This is a genomic window from Galactobacter sp. (assembly GCF_022712295.1).
Lineage (GTDB): Bacteria > Actinomycetota > Actinomycetes > Actinomycetales > Micrococcaceae > Galactobacter.
The window spans coordinates 14285-31388 of sequence record NZ_JALAGT010000036.1 but is presented as its reverse complement, the minus strand read 5'-3'; the positions used below and the strand labels follow the sequence as shown (position 1 = coordinate 31388).

General features: G+C 66.0%; 14 protein-coding genes and 2 tRNA genes. 7 read left to right on the top strand and 9 right to left on the bottom strand.

Annotated features, from left to right (window positions below):
• Positions 1-219 precede the first annotated feature (219 nt).
• The 3 genes from Q0A15_RS02880 to Q0A15_RS02870 form a co-directional block, all read right to left on the bottom strand.
• Complete coding sequence (locus Q0A15_RS02880) at positions 220-411, bottom strand: YbdD/YjiX family protein (RefSeq protein ID WP_291278033.1); 192 nt, start codon at positions 409-411, stop codon at positions 220-222.
• A gap of 1 nt (position 412) precedes the next feature.
• Positions 413-2656, bottom strand: coding sequence for a carbon starvation CstA family protein (locus Q0A15_RS02875; protein ID WP_291278032.1), 2244 nt, complete (start codon positions 2654-2656; stop codon positions 413-415).
• Between the two features lie 142 nt (positions 2657-2798).
• Positions 2799-3815 carry an NAD(P)H-quinone oxidoreductase gene (locus Q0A15_RS02870; RefSeq protein ID WP_291278031.1) on the bottom strand — a complete coding sequence of 339 codons (1017 nt, stop codon included), beginning with the start codon at positions 3813-3815 and terminating at the stop codon, positions 2799-2801.
• A gap of 101 nt (positions 3816-3916) precedes the next feature.
• On the opposite strand from Q0A15_RS02870, the gene Q0A15_RS02865 reads away from it, so the two are divergent.
• Positions 3917-4004, top strand: a tRNA-Ser gene (locus Q0A15_RS02865).
• A gap of 188 nt (positions 4005-4192) precedes the next feature.
• Here the strand turns inward: Q0A15_RS02865 and Q0A15_RS02860 are convergent.
• A complete protein-coding gene (locus Q0A15_RS02860) occupies positions 4193-6301 on the bottom strand; it encodes an FAD/NAD(P)-binding domain-containing protein (RefSeq protein WP_291278030.1) in 2109 nt (702 codons plus the stop codon).
• 100 nt (positions 6302-6401) lie between these two features.
• On the opposite strand from Q0A15_RS02860, the gene Q0A15_RS02855 reads away from it, so the two are divergent.
• On the top strand, positions 6402-8639 hold the full coding sequence (locus Q0A15_RS02855) for a prolyl oligopeptidase family serine peptidase (protein ID WP_291278029.1): 2238 nt from the start codon (positions 6402-6404) through the stop codon (positions 8637-8639).
• A gap of 114 nt (positions 8640-8753) precedes the next feature.
• On the opposite strand, the gene Q0A15_RS02850 is transcribed toward Q0A15_RS02855, so the two are convergent.
• From Q0A15_RS02850 to Q0A15_RS02845, 3 genes are all read right to left on the bottom strand, one after another.
• Positions 8754-9020, bottom strand: coding sequence for a hypothetical protein (locus tag Q0A15_RS02850; protein WP_291278028.1), 267 nt, complete (start codon positions 9018-9020; stop codon positions 8754-8756).
• Positions 9021-9084: 64 nt separating this feature from the next.
• Complete coding sequence (locus tag Q0A15_RS15005) at positions 9085-9450, bottom strand: exonuclease domain-containing protein (RefSeq protein WP_367273352.1); 366 nt, start codon at positions 9448-9450, stop codon at positions 9085-9087.
• Positions 9451-9480: 30 nt separating this feature from the next.
• On the bottom strand, positions 9481-10251 hold the full coding sequence (locus tag Q0A15_RS02845; RefSeq protein WP_291278027.1) for a hypothetical protein: 771 nt from the start codon (positions 10249-10251) through the stop codon (positions 9481-9483).
• A 205-nt stretch (positions 10252-10456) separates the two neighbouring features.
• Between Q0A15_RS02845 and Q0A15_RS02840 the strand changes: the two genes are divergently transcribed.
• From Q0A15_RS02840 to Q0A15_RS02820, 5 genes are all read left to right on the top strand, one after another.
• On the top strand, positions 10457-11527 hold the full coding sequence (locus Q0A15_RS02840; protein ID WP_291278026.1) for an alcohol dehydrogenase catalytic domain-containing protein: 1071 nt from the start codon (positions 10457-10459) through the stop codon (positions 11525-11527).
• Between the two features lie 137 nt (positions 11528-11664).
• Positions 11665-12252: a hypothetical protein gene (locus tag Q0A15_RS02835; RefSeq protein ID WP_291278025.1), complete on the top strand. Its 588-nt coding sequence runs from the start codon at positions 11665-11667 to the stop codon at positions 12250-12252.
• Between the two features lie 80 nt (positions 12253-12332).
• Positions 12333-12421, top strand: a tRNA-Ser gene (locus Q0A15_RS02830).
• 105 nt (positions 12422-12526) lie between these two features.
• Positions 12527-13630, top strand: coding sequence for a hypothetical protein (locus Q0A15_RS02825; protein WP_291278024.1), 1104 nt, complete (start codon positions 12527-12529; stop codon positions 13628-13630).
• Entirely contained in the window at positions 13603-13830 is a 228-nt protein-coding gene (locus tag Q0A15_RS02820; RefSeq protein WP_291278023.1) for a hypothetical protein, read from the top strand. Before Q0A15_RS02825 ends, Q0A15_RS02820 begins: the two co-directional genes overlap by 28 nt.
• Positions 13831-13833: 3 nt before the next feature.
• Here Q0A15_RS02820 and Q0A15_RS02815 read toward each other — a convergent pair whose 3' ends face one another.
• Both Q0A15_RS02815 and Q0A15_RS02810 read right to left on the bottom strand, forming a co-directional pair.
• Positions 13834-14844: a hypothetical protein gene (locus Q0A15_RS02815; protein ID WP_291278022.1), complete on the bottom strand. Its 1011-nt coding sequence runs from the start codon at positions 14842-14844 to the stop codon at positions 13834-13836.
• An 85-nt stretch (positions 14845-14929) separates the two neighbouring features.
• Positions 14930-17086, bottom strand: a complete 2157-nt coding sequence (locus tag Q0A15_RS02810; RefSeq protein WP_291278021.1) for an ATP-dependent DNA helicase RecQ — start codon at positions 17084-17086, stop codon at positions 14930-14932.
• Positions 17087-17104 lie beyond the last annotated feature (18 nt).

Sequence of the window (17104 nt, the reverse complement as noted above, 5' to 3'; positions counted from 1 at the left end):
CGTCAGTTCCGGTCTCTGGTGCACGCGCGTCCTTCCTGTCAGGCCCTGGCAGGCACCACGGCGTCGCCCTCCAACCTATCCGGGCCGAGCCCTGCCAGCCAGTGGACTCCCCGAACCCTGCGGCGATAGCCGCAGGGATCGGTACCGATCCGAGATGGTGAGAATGCCCGACGAAGCCGGGTCGGCTTCGTCGGGCATTCTCACCTTGCGAGGAGCTGCTCAGCAGCAGCGTCCCTCAGGATTCGCGTCCTCGTGCGCATGACGGTGCTTCCAGTACTCGCGCTCCGTCATCGGGGTCTCCCCCTGCTGCGTGCGTGCGTGCCAGGCCAGGTAATTCTTGTACTGTCCGCCGCCCAGGAGTCCCTCGAGGTAATCCCGGACCGCGGTCAGCCTCTGCACCGTCTTGGACATGTCAGTGGTGTCCCTTGGAAGCGGCACCAGTCGTGGAACCGGGCTCGTAGGCCTCCCACTCCTTGAGCAGGGCCTTCTCCGACGGCGTCGGCAGCAGACCTGCCGGAGCGAAGATCTTCGAGGGGATCTCGGGATCCTCCGTGGTGTCCGGGCGCTTGGTACGGATGTTCTTGATGGTGATCACCGTGGCAGCGACCACCACGATCAGGGCCAGCAGCAGGAAGGCGACGGAGAGCGTGCCCTGCACCGCGGTATTGCGGACCACGGCCTTCATCTCGGTCACGCTCTTCGCTGTGCCCAACAGTTCGCCGTCGTTCAGCGCTGCCTTGTAGGCCTTGTGCTGAGCCCAGTAGCCGATGGTCGGGATGGAGGAGAAGATCTTGTGCCAGGAGGCCACGAACGTGATGATCACGGTCGCGACGGTCGGCAGGACCACCACCCACAGGTGCTTCGGCGCACGCTTGGAGACGATCGCCATGACGACCGCCAAGGCGATGGCCGCAAGCAGCTGGTTGGAGATACCGAAGAGCGGGAAGAACGTGTTGATCCCGCCCAAGGGGTCCGTCACACCCAAGATCAGGATGTAGCCCCAGGCCGCGACCATGATGGCCGTACAGATCCATGAACCTATTCGCCACGAGGTGTCCTTGAACTTCGGGACGAAGTTGCCGATGGCGTCCTGGAGCATGAAACGGGCCACACGGGTGCCGGCGTCCACTGCGGTCAGGATGAACAGTGCCTCGAACATGATGGCGAAGTGGTACCAGAAGCTCATCATGCCGACGCCACCGAACCACTGGTGCATGATCGTCGCGATACCCACGGCCAGGGTGGGGGCGCCGCCGGTGCGGGAGACCACGGATTCTTCGCCCACGTTGTTGGCCAGTTCGGACAATGTGCCTGCGTCCAGGTGAACACCCATCAGGCCGAGGGAGTTCACGAACTCGACCGCGCCCTCCACCGTGCCGCCGGTGGCACCCGCGCCGGAGTTCATCGCGAAGTACACGCCACGGTCGATGGACAGTGCCGCGACGAGGGCCATGATGGCCACGAAGGACTCCATGAGCATGCCGCCGTAACCGAGGAAGCGGGTCTGACGTTCCTTCTGCACCAGCTTGGGTGTGGTTCCGGAGGAGATCAGCGCATGGAAGCCGGAGAGCGCACCACACGCGATGGTGACGAAGAGGAATGGGAACAGGTGTCCCGAGACCACCGGTCCGTCGTTGCGGAGGGCGAACTCGCCGAGCTTCGGGGCGGACAGCTCGGGGTGAACCACGATGATGGCGATGGCCAGCAACGCGATCACGCCGATCTTCATGAACGTGGAGAGGTAGTCACGCGGGGCCAGCAGCAGCCACACCGGCAGGATCGCCGCGATGAAGCCGTAGATGATGATGCACCAGGCAAGGGTGGTCTTGTTCAGGTGGAAGAACTCTGCACCCCACGCGGACTCCGCGACCCAACGACCGGAGATGATGGCAGCCATCAGCAGCACGAAGCCGATGATGGAGACCTCCATGACCCGGCCCGGGCGGATGTAGCGCAGGTAGATGCCCATGAGCAGGGCGATCGGAATGGTGAGGCCCACGGAGTAGACGCCCCATGCGGACTCTGCCAGGGAATTCACCACCACCAGCGCCAGGATGGCGGTGATGATGACCATGATCAGCAACGTCGCGATGATCGCTGCCGTACCACCGATGACACCCAATTCGTCACGCGCCATCTGCCCCAGGGAGCGGCCGCCACGGCGCATGGAGAAGAACATGACCAGGTAGTCCTGGACGGCACCGGCCAGAACCACACCGACGATGATCCAGATGGTGCCGGGGAGGTAACCCATCTGCGCCGCGAGGACGGGACCCACCAGGGGCCCGGCGCCTGCGATGGCGGCGAAGTGGTGACCGAAGAGCACGCGGCGGTCGGTCGGCATGTAGTCCTGGCCGTTGTCGTGCGCCTCGGCCGGGGTGGCCCGCTTATCATTCGGCTTGGTGATGTAGCGCTCGATGTACTTCGAGTAGAAGCGGTACCCGATGAGGTACGTGCAGACCGCGGCGAAGACGAACCAGACGGCGTTGATGGTCTCGCCGCGGGAGATGGCGAGCACGCACCAGGCGACGCCGCCGAGCAGGGCGATCAGCGCCCAGACGATGATCTTGGTCGGAGTCCATTTCTTGGCCTCCGCCTCGAGGACCTCCGGCTCCACTGCTGCCGGGGGCCTCTCCTCTTGGGTTGCGTGTGACACGCTTCCTCCTTAAGGAATGACGAATGTGAATGACATGTTTCAGGTAGTTACCAGCACGTAGCATCCCACCGTAACCCAGTGCAGCGCCATTCCGTTACCCCGGTCATGAGTCATCATGACCTCCAACACACGTGGGCCCCGGTCACATGCGCAGCAAGACCTTGCCGCGGTGCACGCCCGAGTCGAAGTACTCGTGAGCCTCCGCGGCTCGGGCCAGCGGGAACACCCGATCCACATCGATCCTGATCCGCCCGGCCGCCACCAGCGGAAGAATCCTTTGCTGGACGGACGCGACCACCGCTGCCTTCTCTTCCTCGGGTCGTGATCGCAGGCTCGTGGCGATCACTCCCGCCCGCTTGGTCAGGAGTTTGCCCAGGTCCAGTTCCGCTGTTGAGCCGCCCACCAGTCCGATCACCACCAGCCGTCCACCGACGCTCAGAGCGTCAACGTTGCGGGAGAGGTACTTGGCTCCGACCACATCCAGGATCACATCGGCCCCATGCCCCTCGGTGATCTCGTTGACCCGTTGAACGAAGTCCTCCTTGGTATGGTCGATGGCCGCAGTGGCTCCATGGTCAAGTGCCCACTCCAACTTCTGCTCTGAGGAGCCCGTGGCAATGGCCCGGGCCCCGAATTCCCGCAGCATCTGCAGCGCAAAGGAACCGATGCCACCGGAGCCGCCGTGCACCAGAACCCAGTCGCCCGGGCGCACGGTCACCGTGTGCAGCAAGTTGGAGACAACGGTGCAGGCCACCTCCGGCAGACCCGCCGCATCCACCAGATCCAGCGGTTCGGGGACGGCCAGAAGCTGCGTCACGGGCGCTACGGCGTACTCCGCGTAGCCGCCACCGGACAGCAACGCCGCGACACGTTGACCTGGACCCCACTGGCCCGCGCGGACACCTCTACCCACGGACACAATGGTTCCCGCGACTTCCAACCCGGGAATGTCGCTGGCTCCAGGAGGCGGCGGGTAGTGGCCCCTGCGTTGCTGCACGTCGGCCCGGTTGAGGCCGGCGGCCTCCACCTTGATGAGCACCTCCCCGGCACCCGGCGCCGGGACGGGCCGTCGCTTCACCTCGATCACCTCGGGTCCACCCGCCCCAGTGAACTCGGCAGCGGCCATGGTGGTGGGCAGGGTATCGGTGACCAAACGCATGAGTTCACCGTGCCACCGAGTGGCGACAGCCGCCAAACATTTCGGGAGGGGGCACCCAGAGTTCTGATGAGGTCGGCGAATCCCCTAGACTGGATCGAGTTGGAAGGTTGTCCGAGCGGCCGAAGGAGATGGTCTTGAAAACCATTGTGCGGTAACCCCGTACCAAGGGTTCGAATCCCTTACCTTCCGCGTGCGTCACTGAGAAGCGGCCCCCGCATCGGGGGCCGCGTCCCGCGGTTCCAAGGCTCACAACGGCAGAGTGTATGAGTTGTGTCTCGAGAAGTGTGCCCGCCGGCACTGCTACCGACTCCGTTGCACCCGTATCCGACGCAGGGATCCCGTTCCGGGTTCACCATGTCGGATGCGGGTACCGAGGTTCAGCGGTTCAGCAACGCGGCGGCCACGGCATCGGCGTCGGCGAGAGTGCGGCCTCCGTCGTCGGGTCCACCGCCGGCCTCCGCCGCGATCGCCGTGCCCCATTGCACGGAGGACAGCTGCAATCCGAGAACGTGCACGCCGTCGCAGGCCACACCATCGGAGCCGACCAGCCGATGATCCTCCCCCGCCACGTCGAACCCGGACCCGGGGACGATCTCACCGTCGGTCGTGGTGCGCGGGTGCGGCCGTCCCAGGCCGGAGGCCAGCACGTCGCGCAGCAGCGGCGACGCGGTCACGGCCACACGGTTGGCAGGCATCATGGCCTCCACCATCCAGCGTCCGGTCTCTTCAACCCCTTGCACCCAGGGGGACGAGCCCACGAATCGTCCGGCAGCGTCGTCGAAGGTATAGGTGGGTTCCGGTCCGAGGACCCGCACCACCCCCGCACGCACCAGGGCCGCGAGCTCCTCCGTCCGCTGGACCGGCGCACCCGAGGCCAGGCCCTCCACCAGAGGCTCGAAGCGTCCACGCACCTGCAGGGCCACGGACGTCTCGTCGATGTACCCCTCCGCCACCAGCCGCTTGGTCAGTAAACGCCCGGCGTGCAGGGCGCCGATGGCCTGCCGCTCCGGGCAGTCCTCCCCCAGCTGGGCCTGAGCGGCATCACGTTCCAACCAGTCCAGGACCGCAGCGGCGTGTCCCTCCTCGGAGGTGTGCCCCACGTGGCGGAAGGGCCTGGCCAAGTCCGCGATATCGAACCAGCCGGCTTCCGGAGCGGCCTGCCTGAGCAGGTCCTTGACACGCACGCTCCACACCTCATCGCCGATATCGGCGGGTTCCTCAAGCAGTTGCGCCAGTTCATCAAGGAAACGGTCGGCCCCCGAGGGGAACAACTCAGGCGAGGTCGCCGCCAGTGTCCGGTAGTAGTGTTCCACGACGTCGCGCTGCAGCAACGGCCACACGTGGCGCTCGAAGTCCACGCTGCCCGGAATTCGGCCGGACGCACCCTTGCGGGCAGCCCCCGTGACCCGCTCGTAGGACAGGTGCCGCAGGTGAACCCCGCGAGGAACAAAGGCATCGGCCACGGACTTGGCCAGGTACGGCGTCCCCCGCCTGGAACCCGCGACCAGAATGGGTTCACGTCCCGAGGCCACGTAATTCAACGCTCGGCCGGCGCCCGTCCCCGTTTCCTCGAAGCGTCCACCGCGGCCCTTGGTCAGCGCGATCATGAGGTCGAAGAAGTTCAGCCCCATGCCGCGCACCAGGACTTCCTCGCCGTCGGGGAAGCGGTCGTGGTCCAGGTCGGCAGGAACATGTGGCGGGACGTATCCGCAGCCCGCCTCCACCACCGCGCGGCCCACGGCCTCCTGCTCCGGAGTGAGTCGTGCAGGAACGTGTCCCACGGCCAGGACCACGTGGTCGGCGTGCAGGGCGCGGCCGTCGTCCAGTTGGATTCGGTACTGACCGACGGTGTGGTCCCGCCCACCGCCGACAGGCGGGGCGGGCGCGACGGGCACTCCCGGTGCGGCGGGCGCGCCGACGCGCTCGATGGCGACGGCGGTGGCTGGGACATGGTGTGGACCGTCGAGCATTGGAAGCCGGCGAGCACGCTGCACGCAGCGATCCCACACGTGCTCCAGGTAGGCGCCGTACAGCGCGCGGGGAGGGTAGCTGCCGCGGGTGAGGGAGGTGAGTTCGGCGCGCTCGGTGCCGCTCAAATCGGCACCGTCCCCGTGCAGCAGCCGGAACTGCTCAAAAGTGAGTCCGATGGCCTCGCTCGGCACCACGAACTCGGGCGGGGCGCCGGTGTTCTCCTCCAGCGGTTCGGGGCGGTCTCGGTCCGGCAACGTGGAGCGTTCGGGAGCCACGGTGGGGTAGAAACTCGGCGTGTTCATGAGGAAATCACGGTTCTGATCGCGGCTCCAAACATGCCCGGAACCGGGGCGGTGCGGATCCACCACGATGACGTTCAAGGGACGCGTTGACTCGCCCGCCTCCTGGGTGGCCGCGATGCGGGACACCAAGCGTTCCACCAGGCTGGTGCCGCGGGGTCCCGCACCGATCACCACCACGGTCGTGACGTTCTCAGTTCCTACGCCCTGCTCCACCCTTGGCTCCTCGTTGCTGCTCAGCGCTCCCGCTCGTGCACCCCATCATCTCACCCGCGTGTTCGGCTCCTCGGATTCCCGTCCGGGTAGCGTGAGGTCCATGCGCGTCTCCCTCACTGCGGACCCCAACGACCCCACCACCACGCACGATCCTGCTGCGGCTCACCCCTGGCTCGGTGAGATCCGCGGCGAGCGCGCCGCCGGCTGGGCGGCCGAGCGCAGTCGCGAGACCGACGCGGTACTGGACTCCACGGAACACGAGGGACTCGTCCGTTCCCTGACCTCGGCTCTGGATGCTCCCGATCGGCTGACCCTGGTCACCAAACACGGGCGGCTGTACACGAATTTCTGGCAGGACGCCGAGCATCCTCGAGGCATCTGGCGCTACACAGCGTGGGAGTCCTACGCCTCCGGTTCCCCGGAATGGGAGACCCTGCTCGACCTGGACGCCCTGGCGGCCGCCGAGGGCGTGGAATGGGTCTGGCACGGTTCGCAATGGTGCCCGGCGCCGGACGGCTCGCAGCCCACTCGGGTGCTGGTCAGCCTGTCCCCCGACGGGGGCGATGCGGTGCGGGTCCGCGAGTTCGACGTGACCTCGTGCGAGTTCGTGGCTGGTGGCTTCGATCTGCCTACAGCCAAGACCAACGTGGACTGGGTGGATGCGGACACGCTCTATGTCGGAACCGTGACCGGGGCCGACGACGAGACCCGGTCCTCCTATGCGTCCACGGTGCGTCGCCTGACCCGAGGTGCCGCATTGGAGGACGCTCCAGTGATCTTCGAGGTTGACCGTGAACACATGAGTGCATGGACCGGGCACGACTCGACGCCGGGATTCGAGCTCGACGTGGCGGAGGACCTGATCGACTTCTACCGGCACCGCCGCTACGTGGATCGTTCCTCGTCCGGCGGAACGCAAGGTCACGGCTGGGAAGAGGTGGACGTCCCCTTGGATGCCCGGGTTGCATACTTCCGTGGCCGATTGATCGTGTGGCCCATGAGCGAATGGACGGTGAACGATTCCACGTTTGAGCCCGGGTGCCTGCTCGCCGCCGACCTGGACGCGTGGCTGGACGGGGACCGCAGCATCGAACGGGTCTGGACGCCCGGCCCCGGGGAATCGCTGACCTCGATGTCCGCCACCCGTTCCCGCTTCCTGCTCTCGGTGCTGCGCGACGTCTCCTCCGCCGTGGTGGTGTTGGACCCCGAACAGGACTGGGCCGCATCCGAGCTACCCGTGCCCTCCTTGTCCTCCGCGTCGGTCTGGCCCGTGGACGACGAGGACCCTGACTGCGCCGAGGACTATTGGATGACCTCGTCCTCCTTCCTGACTCCGGCCACGCTGTATCGGGGCAGCTTGGATTCCGAAGGCGCCTCCGGCGCCGTGCCTGTGCCCGACGACGCGACGGCGACTCCCGCTGGGAGCGGTGGTACCGCCGTCGGGCCCTATGTTCCCCCCGCCGTGATCGCGTCAGCACCGGCACGCTTCGACGCGAGCACGCACGCGGTCAGCCAGCGCTTCGCGACGTCCGCGGACGGGACCCGCGTCCCATACTTCTTGGTGGCGCCCGTTGGCGACCCGTTCGACGGACGGACACCGGTGATCATCAACGCCTACGGCGGTTTCCGGTCGTCACTGACGCCCGGCTACTCGGCAGCCGTGGGACTCGGTTGGCTGGGGCGCCGGACCGCCGGCGGGCGTGCGCCGGCCTACGTGGTCGCGAACCTGCGCGGAGGTGGCGAGTACGGGCCTCAGTGGCACACATCCGCGCTGCGGGAGAACCGGGTGCGCGTGTACGAGGATCTGGCAGCGGTGGCCCGCGACCTGACCTCGACCGGGCTGACCACACCCGCCTTGACCGGCGTGATGGGACGGTCCAACGGCGGGCTGCTCACCGGCAATGCGCTCACCCGGTACCCTGAACTCTTCGGCGGGATCAGCTGCGGCGTGCCCCTGCTGGACATGCTGCACTACACGCAGCTCTCCGCCGGACACTCCTGGATCGCGGAATACGGGGACCCCGATGATCCATCAGACGCAGGGTTCCTGCGGGATATCTCTCCGCTGCACCGGCTCGTGGATCACCCGCACGCCGACTACCCGCCCACATTGATCTGGACCACCACCTCCGACGACCGTGTGGGTCCCGTGCAGGCCCGCATGATGGCAGCCGCCATGGTGGACCTGGGTGTGGACGACGTCTGGTTCCACGAGGACGTCACCGGCGGTCACGCCGGCAGCGTGGACCACGAGGACACGGCGCGGATGCTGCTACGCAGCTACACATTCCTGTGGTTGGCGCTGACCTCGCCGTCGGTGGTGACACGCGGTGAGTGAGGGGTTGTCTGCGTGCTGCCGGGGCAGTTCTACGCTTCCGTTCCGTTCTGGGGCATGAGATCCGCGGGGTGTATTGGTTTGGGCGCGCAGAAAGGAGTGGACGCCCGGAATCGCTCAGGCAGTAGGGCGATGTCCCGAATCAGGCTTCTTGGAGCGGCGGATGAGCCAGATCCCCACACCGAAGACGATGGCTTCGGGAACGATGAACGCGACTGCCTCCCAGATGGCCCCGCTGCCCTCGTCGAAAACGACGAAGGGGAAGGTGAAGAGGGTGATCAGTCCGGCCAGTCCACCGACCAGGCTCAAGACCCAACCGATGACGACCTGAACCATCTGCCGGGTGCTCGGCTTGGGGTGGGAATTCTCCGGCGACTGATGCATGTGTCCCATCTTGTCAGCCCGCTACTGCCAGCGCAGAACGAACGCCTCAGCGACGTCCCGATCGTCACACGCGCGACCGGCCGGCGAAGCCGCTCGGGGGCCGGGTTCGGTTCGTCCTACGAGCAGTCCGCACAGCTCCAGCGGTGGGTTGTGAAGGCCAGAGCTCGTCAAAGCCCGCATGGCCTGCCCGCTGAGAGAGGACCTGGACGATCTCGGCGCAGGCCACTGCATCGGCAAACGCGTCGTGGTGGTTGAAGAAGTCGATGCCGAGTTCATCGGTGACCGTGTGGAGCTTGTGGTTCTGCAAGCCCGGCAGACAACGGCGCGACAGGCCGACCGTGTCCTCCCACCGGTAGGTCGGGGCCGTGCAACCCACCCGTTCGTTTGCACGCGTGTAGACGCTGCGATCGAACGGCGAATTGTGGGCCACCGACGGAATGCGTTTCGCGTCAAGGTTGCGTCAGGACGTCGAGGAGTGCGGCGCCTCCAGAATCGCCTGCCACCCTCGGTGGTCTTCCTCCAACCGGCCCAGGAGGTACGGCCGCTTCCCGGCATCCAGCAGCGGTTGGAGCACGTCATGGTGCTTCTGCGCCATCCTCCGGGTGAGCAGCCCGATCTCCTGGCCGTGCAGGGTCACCGCGTAGGTGGCCTTTCCCTTGTCCTTCCCGCCGGGGACGGTGGACTCGAAGAAGGAGAACAGCAGGTCCTTCCGGGTCGTCCTGGCCACGGATGCGAGGTAGTCCTGATGGTTCTCCTCGCCGACCACGGTGAGGTCGAAAAGGCCATCCACGAAGACGCCGTCAGGGTCCTCGATGGCCGGTGGGACCAGCCGCAGTGGATCGGTGCTGACCTTGACGTAGACCTGAAAACCGGAGTTCCCCTTCCAGAGCTTGGCCTCGCCGACCCCTACCAACCCTTGCTCGTACAGGGGCAACAGGGCGTGGGCGTAAGGCGTCGCGTCGCCTGCCGGCAGGTAGCCCGCGTGGAAAGCCAAGCCGGCAACCAGAAGATCCACACGCACTGCATTGGGGTCCTTGGGATTGGAGGGTTCGGGATCCAGAGCAGCCGGGATGTGGTCACGGTCCTCGGCCAGTTTCCAGACGTGTTTCAGCGCCTTCTCGTGGTATTTCTCCCCCGCCACCTCGAGGTCGCCCGCGCCTCGTCGGAGTCGGACCTGGCGCTCGGCGTTCGGTTCGGGAACTTGCTTGGGCTTGCGCCCGAAGAGTCCCATCACGGATCTCCTTCTCTACACCGGTTGATCGGGGCCGCTTTCAGCCTGACAGATCAATGGCGTGGGGACAACGGCATCACAGATTCCGAGTACGACGCCTTCGGCTGTTGCCACCCATCGTGTGGCTGCCGAAGCTGGACATCTATGCAACAGCTGTCGGACGATAAAGGAGCACGTATTCCACTCGAGCAAGGAGGCTCGGCCCATGAAGGCTGCAGTGATCTACGACCAGGAAGACCTACGCATCGAGGAGGTGCCGACGCCGACCGCAGAACCCGGCAAGGTCATCTTGGAGGGAGGATTCAACGGCATCTGCGGTTCCGATCTGCACTTCTACTACGAGCCGGAGGAGACCGCAGCCCCCACCGGCTGGAAGCTGCACGAGCCCGCCGAACTGACCGGTGCGCAATGGCCTCAGATCTTCGGTCATGAGTTCTCGGGCACCGTCACCGCCGTGGGTGAAGGCGTGTCCAAGGTGAAGGTCGGGGACGATGTGGCCGTCTTCCCCTACCACTTCTGCGGTCGATGCGAGGCGTGTCTTTCCGGACGCCCCAACCTCTGCGAGCGGATGGCGTTCGAGGGGATCCAGGGCCGCAGCGGCGGCATGGCCGAGGTCAAGATCGTGGACGAGGACATGTGCTTCGTTCTGCCGGAGGGCATCTCCTTGGAGCTCGGCGCGCTGGTGGAACCCATGGCCGTGGCGTTCCACGGAGTGATGCAGTCGAAGCCCCAGGATGCCAAGTGTGCACTGGTTCTGGGCGGCGGCCCCATCGGCGTCGGCGCGTTCTTTGCGCTGCGTTCGCTCGGCATCGAGCACATCATCGTGTCGGAGCCGAGCGCAGACCGCCGTGAGACTCTCGCCCGGATCGGTGTGGAGCACTTGATCGACCCGGTCTCCCAGAGCGTCCCGGAGGCAGTGCGAGAGATCAACGGCGGCGTCGGCTCCGATGTGGTGATTGATTGCGCCGGCGCCCCGGTTGCTTTCCAGGGAGCCGTCGATGCGTTGAAGATGGGCGGTCGGTTGGTGGTGATCGCCGGGTATGCGAAGCCCGTGACCTTCAATCCCGGAACTCTAGGCGGATCGAAGTCGATCTCCAACTCGATGACCTACACGCCCGAGGACTTCCAGCATGTCCTCGACGGTATGGCAGCAGGCAACTACACCACCGAGGGCGGCTGGATCTCCAAGATCGGACTCGACGACGTGGAGAGCGCAATTCACCAGCTTCGTACCGGTTCCGGCATGAAGATCCTGGTGGACGTCTCGGCGAGCTGAGACCAACCACTCCTGAGCTTGGTTGAACGATGGTCGGGCTGCACACCGTGCAGCCCGACCACATTCATGGCACCTTTCACCGCTCCGACGTCAACCTACGGTTGACATTGACGTCAACCACAGGTTGACTATCTCCCATGAGCGATCCACTCGCCGACGTCGCCAATGCGCAACGCGCCGTCGAGCATTCACAAGCGCAACTACACCGCACCGTGGACGCCGCACGGGACGCAGGCCTCACCTGGGCCCAGATCGGCACCACCCTGAACATGACCCGGCAGGCCGCGTTCAAGAGATTCGGCAAGCCCAAGGACCCCACCACAGGAGCAACCATGCAGCCGCAGCCCACCTCCACCGTCAAGACGATCACCGAGACCCTCTTCCGCGACATCGCCGCAGGTGACGAGGCCGCAACCATGGCAGCCCTGCACCCCGATGCAGACCTGAGCTGGGACGACATCATCGCCGTCTGGAGACACTGCGTCGCAGAACAGGGGGAACTCGAAGGCTTCGGCGAAACCCGTGTCGTGGCACCCGGCGAGGGCACCCCGAGCGAGGCCTCCGAAGCCTGGAGGCAGGATGTGGTCATGCTCGGCTTATCCGTAGGCGTCACCACTCTGCGCCAGGAAGCCGGCGAATTGATGGGCCGCGTCGCAGTGGACTCGCAGGGCCGAGTCGGCGGTGTCCTGGTGCTTCCGGTCGACGCCACCGAATTCCCCTTCTGAGCCGAGCCTCGCACCGCCTCCGGTTTGAGGCTCGGGCCAACTCTCCGCTAAGCTGGATCCTGCTGCTTCCCATGCAGCGTGGAGACGTGCCAGAGCGGCCGAATGGACTTCACTGCTAATGAAGGGTCCCTGTTAAAGGGGACCGGGGGTTCAAATCCCCCCGTCTCCGCTTCATCGATCGGCCCGGAATCCCCGTGATTCCGGGCCTTTCGCGTATCCCCGCAACACGTGGCCCGCCTCAGAAATATGCTTCCGTACGTGCAAGATCGGGATCATGGCATCTGCAGCCCGCCACATGCGCTTCTCCATCCGAGCGCTAGCGCCCTACGCAATCGCGCTGGCCTGTGGCCTCCTGGTGGCACTTCCGACACTGCTACCCAACGAATGGCTCGCGCTCCTCACTCCCGCAGCCATGGCGGTAGCCATGGTCATCGGCCTCCAGGCCGAAAAAGGGCATTCCCTCCTCGGCACCGCCTTCTTCGCCGGATGGATCCTGCCGACCACGCTCTGGTTCTACGCGTTCATGAACCCGCCGGTGGCCGTCGCCGCTTCAGTGGGCTGGGTGCTGTTGATGGGGAATCTGTTCCGACTGCTGGGTTTGAGGCGACTACCGGCCTGGGAGCGGCTGCTCGCCTTCACCCTGGTATGGGCTGGATGGACATGGGTTCGCATTCGTATCCCGGTGGTGGAGGATTGGTGGCTCCCGCATCTGGGGTACGCCGTGTGGACCCAGACCGGCCTGATCCAGGCTGCGGCCGTGGCGGGCGAGGCCTCGGTGGAACTCGTGGTCCTGCTCCTCGCCGCGGCGCCTGCGTTCCTTTGGTCCAATGCCCGACGACGCGTGGCGACGTCCGTCGCCACATCCACTGGCGCGCGTCCCCCACTCCTACGGACGTACCTCGCGACGTACGCGACGGCTACTGCCGTGATCGCAGCGATTCTGGGGAGTGCGGCCTTGGTGAACAACCTCCCGCAATCGGGGCGGCTAGCCCAGGTGATGGTGCTTCAGTCCGACGAGAACCTCGCCGAGCTCCGGGACCGCACGGCGAAGGCCCTGGAATCGCACCCTGACGTCACCACGGTGGTGTGGCCAGAAAACCACCTGACAGCTACCGACGTGGCGGCCGCCCAGGAATTCGCCGGCGCGCAGGGAGTCGACCTGGTCGTGAACACCACCGACCCTGAGAACAGAAATGTGGTCCGGCTGATCGACACCGACGGGACCGTGGTCGTGGAGAACTTCAAGTCCCACATCGCCCCCCTGGCGAGAGCCACGTGGCCGGCAGGTCCGACGCCATCCATGGCACGACAACGACGTATGTTTGCTACGACATCCACTACCCGGACATCTTGGGCCGCATCGGTGATGCCGAACTGACCCTGGTCCCGGTCAACGACCAGGATTTCGCGAGCACGGAGAAGACTTTCCATCTCGCGGATGCAACGTTCCGAGCGGTCCGGACACGCTCGGCTTTCGCCCTGTCCTCGACGGACGGGCCAACGGCGCTCGTCGACGAGCATGGCCGCCTGCTGCAGCAGCTCCCGTACGGCGGTCGCGACGTGGCGACGATTCCGTGAGGATCACTGCGGCGGGCGGAAGGCCTTCAACATGCCGAGCGCCTGTTCCTGTGAAAGCCCGGTGTGCTGCGCAACGAGCTCGGACGCAGTGGCCAGGTCCCCCATCCGCAGGGCAGCGATGAACTGCACCCGCTCCGGCTCGGAGAGATCCTGCGTGGAGAACTCCACGGTCTCCCCGTCCTCGCGGTTGAAACGCACGGCCACGCCGTCCACCTTGTCCCGGCCGGAATCGTGGTTGGCGCGCAACGCCATCTCCACTTCCTCCTGGCCCAGGCCCACCTTCTCCGAGATCAGCCGGGCCGCCTCGGCAACCTCGCCGTCTCGTAGCTGGCTCATGATCTGATCACGTTCCGCGTCGGGAAGGTCCTGTGTGGAGAAACGACGCAACTGCTCGCCGTCATGGTGGGTGAACTCCATGTGCCGTTCCCCGCCACCGAAGTCGCCACCGTACGTGGTCTCCCAGTCGTCCGGAATGACCCAGTCCTCCTCGGACGCCGTCGGCACCGCGTCCTCATCTGCGTCGGGGTCAGCGTCGGGCTGGAATCCGTTGTCCCCCACGAGGCGCGCCTCGTCCGCGCTGACGGACTGCGCGGGCTCTTCCTCGCTCGGCCCGGAAGGAGCGCTCGCGGCCTGCGTCGGCGACGTATCTGTGGCGTCTTCCACGCCCGACGGCGCCGCGTCCGGCCCACCTTGCTCACCGGCCGTTTGGTCGCCGCCTGAGACCTGCGGGAACCGGGCCAAGGCCTGCACATCCAGCAGGCAATCCCTGGCGGACTGCCTGGTGGCCTGCCGCACGGCCTGGGCCGCACCGAGTAGGTTGTCCGTGGCCAGGAAGCGATAGACGGAACGATGTTCCTCCGCGCTGAGCTTGGCCGCCGCGGTTGCTGCTCGCTCCGGTGTGACCTCGGCCTGGAACACCTTGGCGTTGTTGGTCCTCACTTTGCGCAGGACTGCCCCCGCTCCGATCACGGCGATCGCCAGACCGAGCAGCATCCACAGCCAGAAGTTGTCCATACCTCCAAGTCTAAAAGGCAGGGCAACCCCAAGACCTGGGGATCACACAGGGCGAACAAATGCCGTGCCGGTCAATGCCTCCCGCCTACCCAGCCACCGCCAAGGTGAAGGGCAGCACCGCAGGTGCGCCGCCAGAGCGGAGAACGGCGGCGGCCTCCGTCAGACTCCACCGTGAATCCGTGAGATCGTCCACCAGGAGCAGCGGCCCAGGCGCGTTGGCCACGGCCTGCGTCATGGAGGCAGGAATGCCGATGTGCCCGTGCACGTCGGCGAAACGGTAGGCGGAGTTACCTCCAGGACCTTGTTTGGGTCCGGAACCCACGTATTCGAGGTCTCCCAGATCCACCAGCCGTCCCAGGCCCGCCAAACCGGCGGCCAATGACCTCACCAACTGCGGCCGTGTACGAGACGGCATTGCCACCACCCCCACGGGTCTCTCAGCCCATCCCCATTGGGAGAGCACCGTGACGCAGGCCCGCAGCATGTCCTCCTCCATGGGGGCGTCCTGCCACGACGGGTCCTCGAAGATGGCGCGCAGCCGACCACCCCATCCCAGATCCGTCAGACGGGCCAGGGCCCGGCCCTCCTCCGCTTGGACTCCGGCCGGAATCTTGCCTTTGACGTCCACACCCAGCCGGTCCACGCCGGTGGGATAGATCTTCCGGGGGTCGATCACCGTGCCCACTCGGGACAGTCCGGCCTTGGCCGCGTCCTGTCCCGTGTTGCCCACTGAGGTCTGGTACCAGCGGCCTGCACAGTTGTCGCACCGACCGCACGGCTGCGCCGTTGGGTCGTCCAACGCCTTGGCCAAGAACTCCATGCGGCAGCCTGAAGTGTGTTCGTAGTCCAGCATCGCGTTCTGCTCGTCCACGCGAGCCTTCGCCACGCGGGCATAGCGCTCACCGTCATAGACCCACGGGACTCCAGTGGAACGCCAGCCTCCCTGCACCCGTTCCACCGCGCCGTCCACGGCAAGCACCTTCAGCAGCAACTCCAACGGAGTGCGCTTGATGTTGACCCTGACCTCCAGAGCCGGTACGGACAACGCACCTCCTGCCTCGCCCAGCGCTTCCAACACGGCCTGAGCGCTGGTCTCGCTCGGCATCGACGCAGTAGCGAAATAGCGCCAGATGTCCCGGTCTCCTGGGCCGGGCAACAGCAGCACGTCCGCGGAGTCCGTGGCACGGCCGGCACGCCCCACCTGCTGGTAGTACGCAACCGGCGAGCTGGGGGCCCCAAGGTGCACCACGAATCCCAGGTCCGGTTTGTCGAACCCCATCCCCAAAGCGGACGTGGCCACCAACGCCTTGACCTCGTTGTCCTTGAGCGCCTGTTCCGCGCGCTCGCGTTCGGCCGGGTCGGTCCTCCCCGTATAGCTCATGACCTGGTACCCAGCGCCGCGCAACATCTGCGTTACGTCTTCCGCAGCGGAGACCGTGAGCGTGTAGATGATTCCTGAACCCTGCAACGTGTTCAGGTGCTCCACCAGCCAACCGAGCTGGGATGCGGGCGAGGGCAGACTCAAAACACCCAACCGCAGCGACTGCCTGGCCAACGGCCCCCTGAGCGTGAAGACCTCCGCCCCACCGACGGCGAGCTGTTCCTCGATGTCCGTCACCACGCGTGCATTGGCTGTAGCGGTGGTGGCCAGCACGGGGACGTTCCCAGGCAGCCGTGCGATCAGATCCCTGATCCTGCGGTAGTCCGGCCGGAAGTCGTGCCCCCAGTCGGAGACACAGTGCGCCTCATCCACCACCAGCAGGCCCATCCGAGACAACAAAGAAGGAAGCTGGTTCTCACGGAAGGACGGGTTGTTGAGCCGCTCCGGGGAGACCAACAACACGTCCACCTCATCGGCATCGATCCTCCGGGAGACCTCTCCCCATTCGGTGGCGTTGGCCGAGTTGATGGCTTGGGCACGCACTCCGGCCCGTTCAGCCGCCGCGACCTGATCTCGCATCAGGGCCAACAACGGCGAGATGATCAGCGTGGGACCGGCCCCTCGCGCACGCAACAGCAAGGAGGATACGAAGTACACGGCCGATTTACCCCAACCGGTCCGCTGCACCACCAGCGCCCGACGCTGATGGGCCACCAACGCCTCGATGGCCTCGTACTGCCCCTGGTGGAAGTCGACATCGTCGCGACCCACCAGCCGTTGCAAGATGTTAGTGGCCTGCTGCCTGAGCTCAGGCCCGCTCTCCCCTGCCGTGACCTCGCCGTGGTTCATGTCCGCGCTCATGTCTCCAGTATCCCCGCC